The organism is Aeromonas sp. (assembly GCF_050252055.1).
Classification (GTDB): Bacteria; Pseudomonadota; Gammaproteobacteria; order Enterobacterales; family Aeromonadaceae; genus Aeromonas; species Aeromonas caviae.
Map to the genome: position 1 here is coordinate 135640 of NZ_JBFWLQ010000009.1, position 16051 is coordinate 151690.

The following is a 16051-nucleotide window of genomic DNA, read 5'->3' on the forward strand; positions in this document are numbered from 1 at the left end:
AGGCAGGATTTGCCAAGAAAAACGTTTAAGTGTCGCGAACGGGTCGACAAATCCAGAGTGCGTGCTGCGCCTGCAAAGGAGCGCCATCGGCGGCCATGCTGCGCAGGTAGCCGAGCCTGTGGTGCCCCTCCAGCAGGCAGTAGGGATGGGGCAGGGGGTGACCGTCCGGGTAGCAGGTGCCCGGGGCGGTGGCGAGGACGATGACAGGCTCGGACCAGGTGCCCCGGCGCAGCATGTCATCGCCGAGCCAGGAGCGGCGCACGTAGCGGTTGCTGCGCAGCATCTCGCCCCAGCGATCGATCACCTCCATGTGGCGGGAGTCTATCTGCTCGATAATCTGCGCGGTGGGCCAGTGCTCGCACTCGAACTGGTGGCTGGCGAGATCGATAAAGCTCCAGTTGGATTCAAAACCGCGCCAATGACGGTAAATCCACTGGGCGAGCACATTGGAGGGAATGGAGGGCACCAGGGGAGAGACTCTGTCCAGATAGTCGGCCAGGGTCTCCGTCTTGCGCTCATCCCGGAAGTTGAGGGGCGCAAGCTGTTGCAGCAGTCGGTAATTGAGCATGGGCAGCCTCCCTGAGCCTGGTTTCACCCTACCCCCATTTGTGTCCCATTCCTACCCCGTCGGGGCTGCAAATACAGCAGCTTACCCCCGCTCCTTGTTGGAATTGCGGGGATCTGCTCGTCATTTGTTCGATCGCATCGAAAGTGAGAAAAAAAGCCTTTACCTTTGACCTCCGCTTTGTATACTACGCCTCGTTTGTTGCAGGGGCGTAGTTCCAATTGGTAGAACAGCGGTCTCCAAAACCGATGGTTGCGGGTTCGAGTCCTGCCGCCCCTGCCATTTTTCAGAAAGGCCAGCTCATTGAGCTGGCCTTTCGCATTTCCGGCGTTTGCCACCGCCTCCGTTAGCCTCTTTTTCCCCGCTTCGCCGCTGCCATTTCTGTCAATGGAGGCCGCTTTCCCCCTGTGCTACACCTTGCTTCCTGCCAGATGGCGCCCTCAGGCGCATCGCATCCGGCGGGCCCAAGGCGCTTCAACAAGGAGAGAGCGATGAACAAGGCAGTGGATACGCGTCACCCCCATGCCCATGCCGGTGGCTGGGTCCCCCGGGATCAGGCCCATGTGGCGCGCTGGGTGCAGCGGCTGCGTCAGGCGGTCACCCGCCAGCCTCGCCCGCTGGTGGCCCCGATCGCCGGATTGAAGGCGCTGGTGGAGCAGGATCCTCTCCTGCATCAGCAGGCCCAGGGGATGTTTGACGAGGCGTGGCAGCACGAGCACAGCACGCCGCTCGGTCAGGTCCAGGTGCGCAGCTTCGATGAGTTCCTGCAGCTGCTCAACGGCATCATGACCACGGCCCCGGAAGCCTATCAGGATGTGCAGACCCAGGAGCCCGCCGGGCTGATCGGATTCCCCATCAATGCCCTGCTCAACTGGCCCATGGCGACGGCCGCCGGGTACGACTTCTTCGCCAATGCGCTGGTGAACCAGCAACTGCGCAAGATCCTCGGTTACTGGGCCGACTTCCTGCAAAGTCCCGCGTCCCGTTATGTGCTGACCGAGTCGGTGAGCCCCCTGGATCGCCAGACCCTGATCGTCCCCTGGCTGGGTGACGTGGCGAAACGGGAGATGGTCAAGGTGGCGCAGGGGGCGCTCGGGGCCGGCGACAACCCCACCCCAGAGCGCTTCGAGGGGATCTTCCACACCGTGCCGGGAGAGGAATACGAGGGCTTCGCCAGCTGGGACGACTTCTTCACCCGCCGCTTCTGCCCCGGCGTGCGGCCGGTGACGGCCCCGGACGATGACAGCGTGATCGCCAACGCCTGTGAGTCGGCCCCGCTGCAGGTGGTGACCGGGGTACGGCGGCAGGACGCCTTCTGGCTCAAGGGGCAGCCTTATTCCCTGGACAACCTGCTGGACTTCGACCCGCGCGCCGCCGCGTTCGAGGGGGGCACCCTCTATCAGGCCTTCCTCAGCGCCCTCAGCTATCACCGCTGGCACAGCCCGGTGAGCGGCACGGTGCGCTCGGTCAAGGTGGTCAACGGCAGCTACTACCTGGCCAACCGCCACCAGGGTTTCGACAGCCCGGCGGGGCCCGACCCCAGCGCCCCGAACCAGTCCCAGCCCTTCCTCACCGCGGTGGCGACCCGGGCACTCATCTTCATCGAGGCGGACAACCCCAAAATCGGCCTGATGTGCGTGGTGCCGGTGGGCATGGCGGAGGTGTCGAGCTGCGAGGTGACGGTGCAGCCGGGGCAGCGGATCGCGAAGGGGGAGCAGCTCGGCATGTTCCACTTCGGCGGCTCCACCCACTGCCTGCTGTTTCGCCCCGGGGTCGAGCTGGCGTTCGACTTTTACGGCCAGCAGCCGGGGCTGGAGGCGACCAACCTGAGGATCAACACGGCGCTGGCACGGGTCAAATAACCCAGCCGCCGGACAGTAAAAGGCCGCCCTTGAGGCGGCCTTGTTGTTTGTCCATCAGATGGCGCCGACCTGCGTCTTGAGGGTTTCCACCAGCCGCTGGTGGCGTGCGGGGAGCGGCCACTCGGCGCGGTAGATCAGCCAGAGGGTGTCGATCACCTCAATGCTGCTCTGGATCACCCGGATCTGCTCCTGTTGGGCAAAGACGGTGACGGCGAAGCGGGGCAGCACGGTAAAGCCGAGGCCGCGGGCGACTGGCTCCAGGATCAGGCCGATCTGGTTGGTAAAGCCGCGCAGCGGGATCTCGCCGAAGCGCTGGCCGGGATAGCGTCGTCCCAGCAGGCGCTGAGCCATGCTGCGGCCATCCGGGTGGTCAATAAAGCCGAGCTGACAGAGGTGCTGCCAGCTCGGCTCCTCGCCGTCGTTGGGTACTACCAGACAGAGGGGTTCGCGGGCGAAGGGCTCGGCGGCTATGCTGGGGTGCTCCGGCGGTTGATCCACCAGTCCCAGATCGCTGCGCCCCGCCAGTACCGCCTGCACTATGTCGGGGGTGGGGGCAAAGCGGTGCTGGATGGTGAGTCCGGGATGCTCCTGTTGCTGATCGAGCAGCAGGGGATAGAGCAGCAGGCCAATGCTGCCGGGGGTGGTGAGGGTGATGGCGCCGCGGTGAGGGTCGTCATCAGAGAGACGGGCTCGCAGCTGTTCGGCGGCCTGCGCCTGCTGGCGGGCGAAGTCGAGCAGCACCAGCCCGCGCGGGGTGAGCTCCAGCTGACGGGGCTTGCGTAGCAGCAGGGGGCCGAATTCGGCCTCGAGGCGCGAGATATGCTGACTGACGGCGGCCTGAGTGAGATCCAGCCGATCGGCGGCACGGGTAAAACTGCCGGTTTCATGCACCACCACCAGGGTGTGGAGCCAGAGTGGATTAACCATAAATTTAATTTATGTATTCCATTAGTTTGACCTTATTTTTCATTATGGCGTCTCTTCCTATCATGTCACCTGTTTCCCACACACAATTTCAAGGTGACTTATGACTTACCCGCGCAACTTCTCCCACATCGGCATCACGGTGACTGACCTCGACAAGGCAGTCGAGTTCTATACCAAGGTGATGGGCTGGTATCTCATCATGCCGGCGACCACCATCACCGAGGATGACTCCGCCATCGGCGTGATGTGCAACGACGTATTTGGCCCGGGCTGGGGCTCTTTCCGCATCGCTCATCTCTCCACCGGCGACAAGATCGGCATCGAGCTGTTCGAGTTCCCCAACAGCGAGCAGCGCGAAAACAACTTCGAATTCTGGAAGACCGGGGTGTTCCACTTCAGCGTGCAGGATCCGGATGTCGAGGGGCTGGCGGCGCGCATCGTCGCAGCGGGTGGCAAGCAGCGGATGCCGGTGCGCGAGTACTATCCGGGCGAGAAGCCCTACCGCATGGTCTACATGGAAGATCCCTTCGGCAACATCATCGAGATCTACAGCCACAGCTATGAGCTGACCTACTCCGCCGGTGCCTATCAGGGGTAAGTGACAGGCCGCCTTCGGGCGGCCTTGTGGTGCCTGCGGGTGTCAGCATGGAATAGTGAACAGTCTATTGCTGGTAGTGCGTTCTGTTGTTGATAGATGAAAAAATATCAGGATTCACTAAAGACCGTTCATCATTGTGCCGATAGAACTACCAAGATGGGGGTATTCCCGGCCCCCGGCTACCACAAGGATTCGTTGTCATGACTCTCTCGTTGCGCGGCAAGCTGCTCGCGGCCAGCCTGGGGGTAGTGCTGCTGATGGCAGCCCTGCTCGGTATTGTCGCCTTCCACACCCTCAAATCCCGCACCCTTGACGCCATCCAGAGCGAGGCGGTCAACTACGGCCACGCCCACTCGGTGGCCATCGGCAACTGGCTTGAGGATCGCAAGCACGCGGTCGACGCCCTGGCCGCTGTCATTGCGCGCGACCCCGACACGGCCCTGGTGCCCCACCTGTTGCAGACCCGCACCTCCGGCGGTTTCGGCCTCACCTATTTTGGTTCGGCGCAGGGGGAGATGACCCGCCACGATCCCGCCCTCAACACCGCCAACTATGACCCCAGGGCCCGCCCCTGGTACCAGAACGCCGACAAGGCGGGCAAGCTCATCGTCACGCCGCCCTATGTCAGCGTGACCATGCAGCAGATGGTGGTGACCCTGGCCGAGCCGGTGAGCCACCAGGGCCGGGTGATCGGGGTGGCCGGGGCGGATCTCTCCCTCGACGCCCTCATCGACGAGGTGCTGGCCATGAAGGTGCAGGGAGAGGGCTACGCCATGCTGCTCGACCGCACCGGCCTCATCGTCGGCCACCCGAACAAGGAGCTGGCGCTCAAGCAGGTGGCGGAGCTGGATCCCGGTCTCACCGGGGCGGCGCTGGATGCGTGGAGCCGCGACGGCGAACTGCACGGCGCCAACTTGAACGGGCGCGAGGTGCTGCTCTCGGTGCAGGGAGTGCCCGGCACCGACTGGCTGCTCGCCATGGTGATGTACAAGGAGGTGCTGGAGGCGCCGCTCGCCTCCCTGCTGTGGCAACTGGTGGGGCTGACCCTGGTGCTGCTGCTGGTGTTCGGTGCCCTGCTCATCGCCATGTTCAACTACCTGTTCGCGGATCTGGGACGGGTCTCCAGGGCGCTCGCCGACATCGCCCACGGGGAGGGGGATCTCACGGTGCAGATCGCCACCCGCAGCCAGGATGAGGTGGGGCAGCTGGCCCAGAACTTCAACCAGTTCGTGGCGCGACTGCACGGCATCGTCAGCCGGTTGCGGGACGTCACCGTCGAGCTGGCGGCCCAGTCCCGCACCCAGGCGGCGGGGGCCGAGGCCCGCAGCCAGCGGGTGCGCCAGCAGCAGGACGAGATCGTCATGGTGGCGACCGCGGTGACCGAGATGGCCTCCGCCACCCAGGAGATCGCCGGCAACGCCGAGTTTGCCGCCAACACCGCCGGCGATGCGGTGCGCCTCGCGGTGGCTGGCCAGTCCCAGGTCGGCCAGAGCCAGCGCAGCATCACGGGGCTGGCGGGGGAGGTCTCCGACGCCAGCCAGACCATCCACGAGCTGGATGGCCACGCCCAGCAGATCAGCGGCATTCTGGCCACCATCAGCGGCATCGCCGAGCAGACCAATCTGCTGGCCCTGAACGCCGCCATCGAGGCGGCCCGGGCCGGGGAGCAGGGACGCGGCTTTGCCGTGGTGGCGGACGAGGTGCGGGTGCTGTCGCGCCGCACCCACGACTCCACCGCCGAGATCCAGCAGATGATCGAGGCGCTGCAGCAGACCACCCGCAAGGCGGTGGGCGGCATGGAGACCAGCCGCCAGCTGGCGGGCACCAGCGTGGAGGACGCCGAAGCGGCGAATCTCAGCCTGGGCAGGATCAACGAGGCCATCGGCGCCATCAGCGACATGGCGACCCAGATCGCGGCGGCGGCCGAGGAGCAGACCTCAGTGACCGGCGAGATCAGCCGCAACACCGAGAATATCCGCCACGTCTCCCAGGCGCTGGCGGCCCAGGCTGGCGAAGAGGCCGCCCAGGCGGCCCAGCTCAAGTCTCTCACCGAGCGGCTGGAGCAGGAGATCGGGCGCTTCCGGCTCTAGGCTGCGACCCGGATGTGACAAAGGCGACCCCGGGGTCGCCTTTATTCATCCTGTGTATGGATATTATTTCGTCATGCACCCGTTGAATAATGCCGGGTCCTGGCCCGGCAATCGGCCAGGCCAGGGGCTCAGAGGGGCTTGATGTAGCTGTAGAACTCGTTGTCCCGCTGGTAGCCGTGCCCTTCGTAGAGGGCCTGAGCCTGCCGGTTGTCGGTGGCGGTGCTCAGCATCAGGAAGGCGGCGCCCGTCTCCTGGCCGTGGCGATCGGCCCGCGCCAGCAGCGCCTGGGCCACCCCCTGCTGGCGGGCCGCCGGCGCCACGAACAGATCGTACAGCAGCCAGATGGGCTTCAGGGCGAGGGAGCAGAACAAGGGATAGAGGTGGGCAAATCCCAGCACCTCTCCCTCCTCGTTCTGGGCCACGAAGAGCACCGACTCCCCGGCGGTGCAGCGCTCCAGCAGGAAGGCTTCGGCAGCCTCGGGCCGGGCAGGCAGCCGGTAGAACGCCCGGTATTGCACGAACAGGGGGGTGACCCGGGGAATGTCCCCGGGGGTGGCCTGGATGATCCTCATGGGGCGTTCCCCGCCGGATCCTGGCTGACCCAGATCAGCCGGTCGGTGGCAAAGCCGAGCCCCCGGGCCCGCTCGACCAGGGCCTCTACCTTCTCTTTGGGGGGATGGGGCGTGCGGGAGAGGATCCAGAGGTACTGGAGGTTGTAACTGCTCACCAGGGAGAGCTCATAGTCCGTCGCCAGCACGTTGTAGCTGCCGTAGAAGGGGCCGAAGAAGCTCACCTTGAGGCGCCCCTCGTCGCTGTCGCCCACGAAGTAGGCGCGCCCCTCGGCCTCGCGCCACTCCCCCTGTTCGTCCTGCCCCCGGTTGATCACCCTGACACCGCCGTCATCCCGCAGGCTGTAGGTGGCGGTGACCCGGTTCAGGCCGCGCTCGAAACCGTGATCGAGGCGGGCCACCTCGTACCAGGTGCCCAGGTAGCGGTCGAGCTGGAAGGGCTTGACCACCTGGTGCCCCGGTGGAATGCCGGTGCAGGCGGTGGCCAGCAGGGTCAGAACGAGCAGGATCAGTGTGCGCATGTCATCCCTCCACGATACGCAGTTGTCCCGAGCGGAAGCGTGCCGCGTGTTCGCTCGGGGTGTTGCCAAAGAAGCGTTTGTATTCGCGGCTGAACTGGGAGCCGCTCTCGTAGCCTACCCTGTCCGCCGCCACCCCGGCCTTGAGGCCGTCGTGCAGCATCATCAGCCGCGCCCGGTGCAGGCGCAGGGTCTTGATGTACTGCAGGGGCGAGGTGGCGGTGGCCGCCTTGAAGTGGTGGTGGAAGGCCGAGACGCTCATGTTCGCCTCCCGGGCCAGCTCCTCCACCGTCAGGTTCTCGGTAAAGCGCTGCTCCATGATACGCAGCACCCGGGCTATCTGGCTCACCTGGCTGTGACGGCTGGCCATGGCCAGCAGGGCGGGGGCCCCCCCTTCGTGCAGGGCGTGGAACAGGATTTCGCGCACGATCTGGGGCCCCAGCACCCGGGCGTGGAGCGGTTTGTCCATCACGTCGATGAGGCGCTCCACCGCGCAGAGCATGGTCTCGGAGAGGGGCACGGAGACGACGCCGCGACCCGGTTCCGCCGGGGCGGGGGCCGCGTCCCCCATCTCCAGCAGCAGGGCCTGCAGCGCCGCCACGTCGATCTCCACCGAGAGCCCCACCAGAGGGGATTCGGGGGAGGCGAAGCACTCGCACTCGCAGGGCAGCGGCAGGGTCATCATCAGGTAGTGCTCGGGGTCGTAGCGGAAGGTGAAGTCCGAGAGATAGCCCACCTTGTGCCCCTGCAGGATGATGATCATGCGCGGGCGGTAGAGCACCGGGATGCGGTCGTGATGCTCCGTGGTGTAGATGAGGTGCACGCCGGGCACGGGGGCGGCGGTGATCCCCGGGTGGGGTGCCAGGGCGGCGAGTCGGCTGGCGAGGGCGGACTGGTGGGTCGCCGCGATGGGCTGATTTGTACTCATTTATCCAGGCTCAGTAGAAATAGGCAAGAAATCGGCAGAAAGCTCCCTTGATGGTAGGGGGTTATAAGAGAAAAATGCAACCCATACCTTACCGACTACGACCACCCCGGGAGATCCCATGAACAACTTCATCCTGCACACCCCCACCAAGGTGCTGTTCGGCAAGGGCCAGGTGGCCCAGCTGCGCGGCCAGATCCCCAGCGACGCCCGCATCCTCGTCACCTACGGCGGTGGCAGCGTGGTGCGCAGCGGCCTGCTGGACCAGATCCGCAGCGAGCTGGCCGGCCTGACCCTGTTTGAATTTGGCGGCATCGAGCCCAACCCCACCTACGAGACCCTGATGGGTGCCGTCGAACTGGCCCGCGCCGAGAAGGTCGACTTCCTGCTGGCAGTGGGTGGCGGCTCCGTGCTGGACGGCACCAAGTTCATCGCGGCGGCGGCCCACTACGACCTGGCCAAGGACCCCTGGCACATCCTCGAGACCGTCGGGGGCGAGGTGGCCTCCGCCATTCCCCTGGGCAGCGTGCTGACCCTGCCGGCCACCGGTTCCGAGATGAACATGGGCGCCGTCATCACCCGCAAGAGCACTGGGGACAAGCAGCACTTCTTCTCGCCCTTCGTGATGCCGCGCTTCGCCGTGCTCGACCCCGTGCTCACCTACACCCTGCCCGCCCGTCAGGTGGCCAATGGGGTAGTGGATGCCTTCATCCACACCCTGGAGCAGTACCTCACCTACCCGGTGGATGCCAAGGTGCAGGATCGCTTTGCAGAAGGGCTGCTGCTGACCCTGGCGGAAGAGGGGCCCAAGGCGCTGGTGGAGCCGGAAAACTACGACGTGCGTGCCAACATCATGTGGAGCGCCACCCTGGCGCTGAACGGCCTGATCGGAGCCGGTGTGCCCCAGGACTGGGCCACCCACATGCTGGGCCACGAGATCACCGCCCTGCACGGTCTGGACCACGCCCAGACCCTGGCGGTGGTGCTGCCCGCCCTGCTGCAGGCCAAGCGCGAGCAGAAGCGCGCCAAGCTGCTGCAATACGCCGAGCGGGTCTGGGATCTGCGCAGCGGCAGTGACGAGGCGCGTATCGACGGTGCCATCGCCGCCACCCGTGACTTCTTCGAGCGGATGGGGATCAAGACCCGGCTGCGGGATTACGTGGCCGACGCCCGGATCGACGCCCTGCTGGCCAAGCTCGAAGAGCACGGCATGACCGCCCTGGGTGAGCACGGCGACATCGACCTGGCCCAGAGCCGGCATATTTATGAGGCGGCCTGGTAAGCAGAGCGCGCCTGAAGCGGGCCGCAGGCCCGGTTGCACCAGGGGGCCCGAACCCGCCAGCAGGCGGGGACGCGGCCCCCTGATCGTTGCAAAATGGTTACTTTTTCCCTTTTCATCTCATCAGATGAGCCAACGGCAGATTTCGTAAGAACAAAAAACGCTAAGGTAGAGGCCGGGTTAAACATTTTTTTTGACTGGTTGGATCACTTTTTTTAGCGCTTTTTGCTGGTATAAGCCCCTAATTTGGTTTGTTTTTTTTAATCACGGTCCGGGATGGGCTGAATTCTGTACCCGCCCGCCCGGGGCCGTGGTTGTAATAAAACTCCAAAATTTGATACTAATCACCCTCGCGCCTGAAAAGCGGGGGCCTGACCGTGACAGGAGGTCGAGGTGAAGCCTGCTGATTTTCATAACAAAGGGCCCGTGACCTGCACTTTGATCATGCCTTGTCCCCTCAGACATGAGAGACTTGGCGATGATTGTTTATTAACCATCAGGGAATAGTCATGCAGATTGGAATACCGAGAGAGAGTCTCGCCGGTGAGACCCGGGTCGCAGCGACCCCGGCCACTGTCGAGCAGCTGAAAAAGCTCGGCTTCGAGGTTGCCATCGAGGCCGGTGCCGGCCTGCGAGCCAGCTTCGATGATGCCGCCTTCGAGGCTGCCGGTGCCAGCGTGGTACCGAACGTCTGGCAAGCCGACCTTGTCTTCAAGGTCAACGCGCCGACCGAGGCCGAAATCGCACAAATTAAGGATGGTGCCACCCTGGTGAGCTTCATCTGGCCCGCCCAGAACCCCGAGCTGGTCAAGAAGCTTTCCGAGCGCAACATCAATGTGATGGCGATGGACATGGTGCCGCGGATCTCCCGTGCCCAGTCCCTCGACGCCCTCTCTTCCATGGCCAACATCGGTGGCTATCGCGCCGTCGTGGAAGCCGCGCACCAGTTCGGTCGCTTCTTCACCGGCCAGATCACCGCCGCCGGTAAAGTACCGCCCGCCAAGGTGCTGGTCATCGGTGCCGGTGTGGCCGGTCTGGCCGCCATCGGGACCGCCGGTTCCCTCGGTGCCATCGTGCGTGCCTTCGATACCCGTCTGGAAGTGGCCGAGCAGATCGAGTCCATGGGTGGGGAATTCCTCAAGCTGGACTTCGGCGGCGAAGATGGCGCTTCCAGCGACGGTTACGCCAAGGTGATGAGCGAAGAGTTCATCAAGGCCGAGATGGAGCTGTTCGCCCAGCAGGCCAAGGAAGTGGACATCATCATCACTACCGCCCTGATCCCGGGCAAGCCGGCACCCAAGCTCATCACCAAGGAAATGGTGGACAGCATGAAGCCGGGCTCCGTCATCGTGGACATGGCGGCCCAGGCCGGCGGCAACTGCGAATACACGGTACCGGGTGAACTGCATGTCACCGACAACGGCGTCAAGGTGATCGGTTACACCGATCTGCCGGGCCGCCTGCCTGCCCAATCCTCCCAGCTCTACGGCACCAACCTGGTGAACCTGATGAAGCTGATGTGCAAGGAGAAGGACGGCAACGTCGCCATCGACTTCGAAGACGTGGTGCAGCGCAACATGACGGTGGTCCAGGCCGGTGAAGTGACCTTCCCGCCCCCCGCCATCTCCGTCTCTGCCGCCCCGCAGAAACCGGCTGCCGCCAAACCGGCCGCCAAGAAGGAAGAGGCCAAGCCCTCCAACAAGAAGTTCGTGTTCGGTGCCCTCGGCATCGCCGCCTTCGGTTGGGTGGCCGCTGTGGCGCCTGCCGCCTTCCTCTCCCACTTCACCGTCTTCATCCTGGCCTGCGTGGTCGGTTACTACGTGGTGTGGAACGTCTCTCACGCCCTGCACACGCCGCTGATGTCGGTCACCAATGCCATCTCCGGCATCATCGTGGTCGGTGCGCTGTTGCAGATTGGACAAGGGTCGACCCTGGTCACCGTGCTGGCCTTTGTCGCCGTGCTGATTGCCAGTATCAACATCTTCGGTGGCTTCACCGTCACTCAGCGCATGCTGAAGATGTTCCGTAAGGATTAAGGGGGTTTAACGTGTCTCAAGGACTGGTAACAGCATCCTATATCGTTGCCGCCGTGCTCTTCATCCTCAGTCTCGCGGGACTGTCGAAGCAAGAAACGGCCAAGCATGGCAACCTGTTCGGTATCGCGGGGATGGCCATCGCCCTGCTCGCCACCGTCTTCAACCCGGAAACCAGTGGCGTCCACTGGATAGTCCTGGCCATGGCCATCGGTGGCGCCATCGGCGTGCGTCTGGCCCTCAAGGTCGAGATGACCGAGATGCCCGAGCTGGTGGCCGTGCTGCACAGCTTCGTGGGCATGGCAGCGGTGCTGGTGGGCTTCAACAGCTTCATCGATCTGCACCCCTCCGCCCCCGCTGAAGTGGTGGTCTCCGTCGGTTCCAACCTGGATGCGACCCTGGCAGCCGCCCGGGCGGCGTTCGAGCAGGCGGCAAGCGTCGCCCAGGTCGAGCACCTCTCCGGCGCCATGCTGAACATCCACCTGGTGGAAGTGTTCCTGGGCGTCTTCATCGGTGCCGTGACCTTCACCGGTTCCGTGGTGGCGTTCGGCAAGCTGCGTGGCCTCATCTCTTCCAAGCCGCTGATGCTGCCGCACCGCCACAAGCTGAACCTGCTGGCCGTGGTGGTCTCCATCGCGCTGATGATCCACTTCGTCAACGCCGGTGGCTCCACCTTCGCCCTGCTGGTGATGACCCTGATCGCCTTCGCCTTCGGCTGGCACCTGGTCGCCTCCATCGGTGGCGCGGACATGCCGGTGGTGGTCTCCATGCTGAACTCCTACTCCGGTTGGGCGGCGGCGGCGGCGGGCTTCATGCTTTCCAATGACCTGCTGATCGTCACCGGTGCCCTGGTGGGTTCCTCCGGTGCCATCCTCTCCTACATCATGTGCAAGGCGATGAACCGCTCCTTCATCTCCGTGATCGCCGGTGGCTTCGGCTCCGACGGCGTGGCCTCCACCGCCGAGCAGGAGCTGGGCGAATACCGCGAGACCAACGCCGAAGACGTGGCCGACATGCTGAAAAACGCCAGCTCCGTCATCATCACCCCAGGCTACGGCATGGCGGTGGCGCAGGCCCAGTACCCGGTGGCCGAGATCACCCAGAAGCTGCGTGATCGCGGCGTCAAGGTGCGCTTCGGCATCCACCCGGTGGCCGGTCGTCTGCCTGGTCACATGAACGTGCTGCTGGCGGAAGCGAAAGTCCCCTATGACATCGTGCTGGAAATGGACGAGATCAACGATGACTTCGCCGACACAGACGTGGTGCTGGTGATCGGTGCCAACGACACCGTCAACCCGGCCGCCATGGAAGATCCGGGCAGCCCCATCGCCGGCATGCCGGTGCTGGAAGTGTGGAAGGCGCAGAACGTCATCGGCTTCAAGCGCTCCATGAACACTGGCTACGCCGGTGTCCAGAACCCGCTGTTCTTCAAGGAGAACACCCAGATGCTGTTTGGCGATGCCAAGGCCAGCGTCGAGGCCATCCTGAAGGCGCTGTAAGCGTTGACCGGATGAGACAAAAAGGGGGCTTCGGCCCCCTTTTTCTATGACCAGAGTGGGTGACAGTGGCAGGGAACAGACAGGCGGTGGTGCCTGCCTGTCCGGACTGACTGGCGAGCCCTGGCTCAATTAAAGTTGAGCAAAAGCACCAAAAAACCACCTTGAAGGCCTCTCATGGGGCCTTTTTGTCATTTCAGTCGTGATTTTGCTCACATTTTGTGGTGTTGTCTCACCAGTCGGGCATAATGCCCGCGCAAAAAGCGGATTTGCTCAATTTTATTTGAGTCCGCTTCGAATATCCTTACCCAACGTTGACCGGATGACCCCATGACCGAGGTAGCCCCCTTGCGCGACGCCAGCACACTGACCGATGAAGAGCGCCATCTGATCGCCAGCTTCGAGCCTGCGGTGGCGGCGCTGTCCGCCCTGTTTGGCCCGGGTTGCGAGGTGGTGCTGCACGCCTTTGACAGCCTGCATGCCTCCGTCATCAAGATTGCCAACGGCCACATCACCGGCCGCCAGGAGGGAGCGCCGGTCACCGATTTTGCGCTCGACAAGTTGCACAGTGCCGCCGGCAGCCAGTGGAGCAGCTATTTCTCCCGCTCCCGGGAGGGCACCCTGCTGAAGTCTTCGTCCATCACCATCAGCAACCGCGAGGGCAAACCCATCGGTATGCTGTGCGTGAATTTCAGCCTGGACACGCCCCTTGGCAGCCTGCTCGACACCTTTGCCCCGCCCGCAGTGCCCCCTGCCCACGGCACCGAGACCTTCGCCAGCTCGGTGGATGATCTGGTGGCGCAGGTGATCGCCAAGGTGGACAGGGATCCCGGGCTGGGCAGCAGCGTGCGCAACAAGGCGATCGTGCACCGGCTCTACGACATGGGCATCTTCGAGATCAAGGATGCCGCCCAACTGGTGGCCGAGCTGCTCGGCATCTCCCGCCATACCGTTTACCTGCATATCCGCAATCACAAGGCGGAACTGGCCGAACAACAATGACGAGCCCGCACGCGGGCGTCATGAACATGAGACACATCGCAATGAACGCACAATGGACCGACTTTATTACCCTGCTCAAGCGTGAAGTGGTGCCGGCCCTCGGCTGCACCGAGCCCATGTCGGTCGCCTTGGCGGCGGCCAACTGCCGCAAGCTGCTGGGGCAGGTACCGACTCGCACCCGCGTCTGGGTCAGCGGCAATCTGTTCAAGAACGGCATGGGGGTCGGGGTGCCGGGTACCGGCATGATCGGCCTGCCGGTGGCCGCCGCCGTCGGCATCACCGGTGGCAACCCGGATGCCGGGCTGGAGGTGCTCAAGAGCCTCACGCCGGATCAGGTCGAGGCGGCCAAGGGGCTGCTGCCCACCATAGAGGTGGATGTGAAGGATGTGCCCGACGTGCTCTACGCCGAGGTGCTGGCCGAAGTGGAGGGGCACAGCGCCCGGGTGGTGATCTGTACCGACCACACCCGCATCGTGCTGATGGAGAAGGATGGCGAGGTGTTGATGGTGCAGGACAGCGCCCCCGGAGTGCAGATCCAGCCAGCCAAGGCCGACAAGCCCGCCATGACCCTGAAGGAGATCGTGGCCTTCGCCCTGGAGGTGCCGCTGGCCGAGATCGACTTCATCCGCGAGGCGGCCACCATGAACCAGGCGCTGGCGGACGAAGGGCTGCAGGGCTATGGCCTGCGTATCGGCAAGATCCTCACCGACCAGGTGGAACGCAAGCTGCTTTCCGACGATCTGATGACCCTGGCCATGCGCCTGTCGTCTGCCGCCTCCGATGCGCGGATGGATGGCGCCATGCTGCCCGCCATGTCCAACTCCGGTTCCGGCAACCAGGGCATTGCCGCCACCATGCCGGTGGTCGCCGCCGCCCGCTTCCTCAAGGCCGATGACGAGCAGCTGGCCCGTGCCCTGGTGATGAGCCACCTGGTGGCCATCTACATCAAGGCCTACCAGAACAAGCTCTCCGCCCTGTGTGCCGCCAGTACCGCCGCCATGGGATCGGGGGCCGCCATCACCTGGCTGCTGGGGGGCCAGTTCGAGCAGATCAGCCACTGCATCAACAACATGATTGGGGATGTTTCCGGCATCATCTGCGACGGCGCCGGCAGCGCCTGCTCCATGAAGGTCTCCACCTCCACCTCGGCGGCGGTGAAATCCTCGCTGATGGCCATCAACAACCTGCGCGTGCCCCAGAGCGAGGGGATCGTCTCGGACGATGTGGACCAGACCATCGCCAACCTGGGTCGCCTCTCCAGGGAGGGGATGCTGGATACCGACATCGAGATCATCAACATCATGCGGGCCAAGCAGCAGGGTAAGCACCAGTGACCCCGGAGTGCCGCCGTCGGCCATAAAAAAACCGGAGCCAGTGGCTCCGGTTTTTCATTGTTCGTTCGCTACTCAGCCGCGACCGAGACGGTTGTCCGGGTAGTTCTTGGCAAGCACTTCGCGGGCATGCTGGGCCAGGGTCGGCATCTTCAGGGTGTCATAGGCGTTGACCATGATTTCCAGTGCCTTCTCGGTTTCCATCGTGTCGGGATAGGTCTCGACGATCAGCTTGGCGCGGTTGGCTGCGGCGATCAGGGCGTCACGCTTGACGTAGTACTCGGCTACCCCCAGGTCATAGCGGGCAAGACGGTTCTTCAGGCCGATCATGCGGGCACGGGCATCGGCTGCATAGCTGCTGTTGGGGTAGTTCTGCAGCAGGGTCTTGAAGTCCTGGAAGGCCTGACGGGCGTAGGAGGGGTCCTTGTCATCCCGATTGATGCCGAGGAAATCCTGGAAGAAGTTGTAATCCGCAGCCATGTTGGTCAGGCCGCGCATATAAAAGACGTAATCGATGTTCTTGTGCGCCGGGTTCAGGCGGATGAAACGGTCGATGTTGGCGATCGCCTGGGCGGTATCATCCTGCTTGTAGTAGGCATAGATGAGATCGAGCTGAACCTGGTTGGAGTAGGCGCCGAACGGGTAACGAGAGTCCAGCGCTTCCAGCAGTTCGATGGCATTGAGGTAGTTGCCGGTATCCAGTTTGATGCGGGCTTTCTGGTACAGAACTTCCGGCGGTTCGTCGGGAACCTTGGGTTTGGTGCTGGAACAGCCAGTGATCAGAGTAGCGACCAAGGCGAGCGACATCAGCAGGTGAGACTTCTTTCCCATCAACAACATCCGGTCCATTTCCACG

Annotated in this window: 14 protein-coding genes and 1 tRNA gene; 9 read left to right on the top strand and 6 right to left on the bottom strand. The window is 63.8% G+C overall.

Translation table 11 applies throughout. From position 1 onward, the window contains the following. Positions 1-25: 25 nt before the first annotated feature. The gene (locus tag AB7E19_RS16405) at positions 26-568 is read right to left on the bottom strand and encodes a hypothetical protein (RefSeq protein WP_039039632.1); all 543 of its coding nucleotides are present in this window, start codon (positions 566-568) and stop codon (positions 26-28) included. Between the two features lie 202 nt (positions 569-770). Between AB7E19_RS16405 and AB7E19_RS16410 the strand changes: the two genes are divergently transcribed. Then, a tRNA-Trp gene (locus tag AB7E19_RS16410) sits at positions 771-847 on the top strand. A 209-nt stretch (positions 848-1056) separates the two neighbouring features. Then, entirely contained in the window at positions 1057-2427 is a 1371-nt protein-coding gene (locus tag AB7E19_RS16415; protein ID WP_322131983.1) for a phosphatidylserine decarboxylase family protein, read from the top strand. A 54-nt stretch (positions 2428-2481) separates the two neighbouring features. Here AB7E19_RS16415 and AB7E19_RS16420 read toward each other — a convergent pair whose 3' ends face one another. Further along, a complete protein-coding gene (locus AB7E19_RS16420) occupies positions 2482-3354 on the bottom strand; it encodes a LysR family transcriptional regulator (RefSeq protein ID WP_322131984.1) in 873 nt (290 codons plus the stop codon). Between the two features lie 100 nt (positions 3355-3454). Here AB7E19_RS16420 and AB7E19_RS16425 point away from each other — a divergent pair, with 100 nt between their 5' ends. Next, positions 3455-3952, top strand: coding sequence for a lactoylglutathione lyase family protein (locus AB7E19_RS16425; protein WP_041209527.1), 498 nt, complete (start codon positions 3455-3457; stop codon positions 3950-3952). Positions 3953-4152: 200 nt separating this feature from the next. Next, entirely contained in the window at positions 4153-6042 is a 1890-nt protein-coding gene (locus AB7E19_RS16430; protein ID WP_042015637.1) for a methyl-accepting chemotaxis protein, read from the top strand. 128 nt (positions 6043-6170) lie between these two features. On the opposite strand, the gene AB7E19_RS16435 is transcribed toward AB7E19_RS16430, so the two are convergent. Genes AB7E19_RS16435 through AB7E19_RS16445 form a run of 3 tightly spaced genes read right to left on the bottom strand, consistent with a single transcriptional unit; the run spans position 6171 to position 8057 of the window. Next, positions 6171-6614 carry a GNAT family N-acetyltransferase gene (locus AB7E19_RS16435; protein ID WP_319861949.1) on the bottom strand — a complete coding sequence of 148 codons (444 nt, stop codon included), beginning with the start codon at positions 6612-6614 and terminating at the stop codon, positions 6171-6173. After that, positions 6611-7132 carry a lipocalin family protein gene (locus AB7E19_RS16440; RefSeq protein WP_041211937.1) on the bottom strand — a complete coding sequence of 174 codons (522 nt, stop codon included), beginning with the start codon at positions 7130-7132 and terminating at the stop codon, positions 6611-6613. The genes AB7E19_RS16435 and AB7E19_RS16440 overlap by 4 nt, the downstream gene beginning before the upstream one ends. A 1-nt stretch (position 7133) precedes the next feature. Continuing rightward, positions 7134-8057, bottom strand: a complete 924-nt coding sequence (locus AB7E19_RS16445; protein WP_319861950.1) for an AraC family transcriptional regulator — start codon at positions 8055-8057, stop codon at positions 7134-7136. Positions 8058-8175: 118 nt separating this feature from the next. On the opposite strand from AB7E19_RS16445, the gene yqhD reads away from it, so the two are divergent. The 5 genes from yqhD (at position 8176) to AB7E19_RS16470 (ending at position 15198) form a co-directional block, all read left to right on the top strand. Next, on the top strand, positions 8176-9336 hold the full coding sequence (yqhD, locus tag AB7E19_RS16450; RefSeq protein WP_161646668.1) for an alcohol dehydrogenase: 1161 nt from the start codon (positions 8176-8178) through the stop codon (positions 9334-9336). Between the two features lie 506 nt (positions 9337-9842). Next, positions 9843-11369 (top strand): Re/Si-specific NAD(P)(+) transhydrogenase subunit alpha, encoded by a 1527-nt coding sequence (locus tag AB7E19_RS16455; RefSeq protein WP_010675996.1) that lies wholly within the window; start codon positions 9843-9845, stop codon positions 11367-11369. 11 nt (positions 11370-11380) lie between these two features. Beyond that, a complete protein-coding gene (gene pntB, locus AB7E19_RS16460) occupies positions 11381-12865 on the top strand; it encodes a Re/Si-specific NAD(P)(+) transhydrogenase subunit beta (protein ID WP_042882769.1) in 1485 nt (494 codons plus the stop codon). A gap of 327 nt (positions 12866-13192) precedes the next feature. Next, on the top strand, positions 13193-13864 hold the full coding sequence (locus AB7E19_RS16465) for a helix-turn-helix transcriptional regulator (protein WP_025202524.1): 672 nt from the start codon (positions 13193-13195) through the stop codon (positions 13862-13864). Positions 13865-13890: 26 nt separating this feature from the next. Next, entirely contained in the window at positions 13891-15198 is a 1308-nt protein-coding gene (locus tag AB7E19_RS16470) for a serine dehydratase subunit alpha family protein (protein ID WP_041215805.1), read from the top strand. Between the two features lie 72 nt (positions 15199-15270). Here the strand turns inward: AB7E19_RS16470 and AB7E19_RS16475 are convergent, their stop codons facing one another. Then, positions 15271-16026, bottom strand: coding sequence for an outer membrane protein assembly factor BamD (locus AB7E19_RS16475; protein WP_029314864.1), 756 nt, complete (start codon positions 16024-16026; stop codon positions 15271-15273). Between the last annotated feature and the right edge of the window lie 25 nt (positions 16027-16051).

Excerpts from the sequence above, each read along its gene's own strand:
- AB7E19_RS16405 (WP_039039632.1), bottom strand. The coding sequence starts at position 568 with ATGCTCAATTACCGACTGCTGCAACAGCTTGCGCCCCTCAACTTCCGG.
- AB7E19_RS16415 (WP_322131983.1), top strand. The coding sequence starts at position 1,057 with ATGAACAAGGCAGTGGATACGCGTCACCCCCATGCCCATGCCGGTGGC.
- AB7E19_RS16420 (WP_322131984.1), bottom strand. The coding sequence starts at position 3,354 with ATGGTTAATCCACTCTGGCTCCACACCCTGGTGGTGGTGCATGAAACC.
- AB7E19_RS16425 (WP_041209527.1), top strand. The coding sequence starts at position 3,455 with ATGACTTACCCGCGCAACTTCTCCCACATCGGCATCACGGTGACTGAC.
- AB7E19_RS16430 (WP_042015637.1), top strand. The coding sequence starts at position 4,153 with ATGACTCTCTCGTTGCGCGGCAAGCTGCTCGCGGCCAGCCTGGGGGTA.
- AB7E19_RS16435 (WP_319861949.1), bottom strand. The coding sequence starts at position 6,614 with ATGAGGATCATCCAGGCCACCCCCGGGGACATTCCCCGGGTCACCCCC.
- AB7E19_RS16440 (WP_041211937.1), bottom strand. The coding sequence starts at position 7,132 with ATGCGCACACTGATCCTGCTCGTTCTGACCCTGCTGGCCACCGCCTGC.
- AB7E19_RS16445 (WP_319861950.1), bottom strand. The coding sequence starts at position 8,057 with ATGAGTACAAATCAGCCCATCGCGGCGACCCACCAGTCCGCCCTCGCC.
- yqhD (WP_161646668.1), top strand. The coding sequence starts at position 8,176 with ATGAACAACTTCATCCTGCACACCCCCACCAAGGTGCTGTTCGGCAAG.
- AB7E19_RS16455 (WP_010675996.1), top strand. The coding sequence starts at position 9,843 with ATGCAGATTGGAATACCGAGAGAGAGTCTCGCCGGTGAGACCCGGGTC.
- AB7E19_RS16465 (WP_025202524.1), top strand. The coding sequence starts at position 13,193 with ATGACCGAGGTAGCCCCCTTGCGCGACGCCAGCACACTGACCGATGAA.
- AB7E19_RS16470 (WP_041215805.1), top strand. The coding sequence starts at position 13,891 with ATGAGACACATCGCAATGAACGCACAATGGACCGACTTTATTACCCTG.
- AB7E19_RS16475 (WP_029314864.1), bottom strand. The coding sequence starts at position 16,026 with ATGGGAAAGAAGTCTCACCTGCTGATGTCGCTCGCCTTGGTCGCTACT.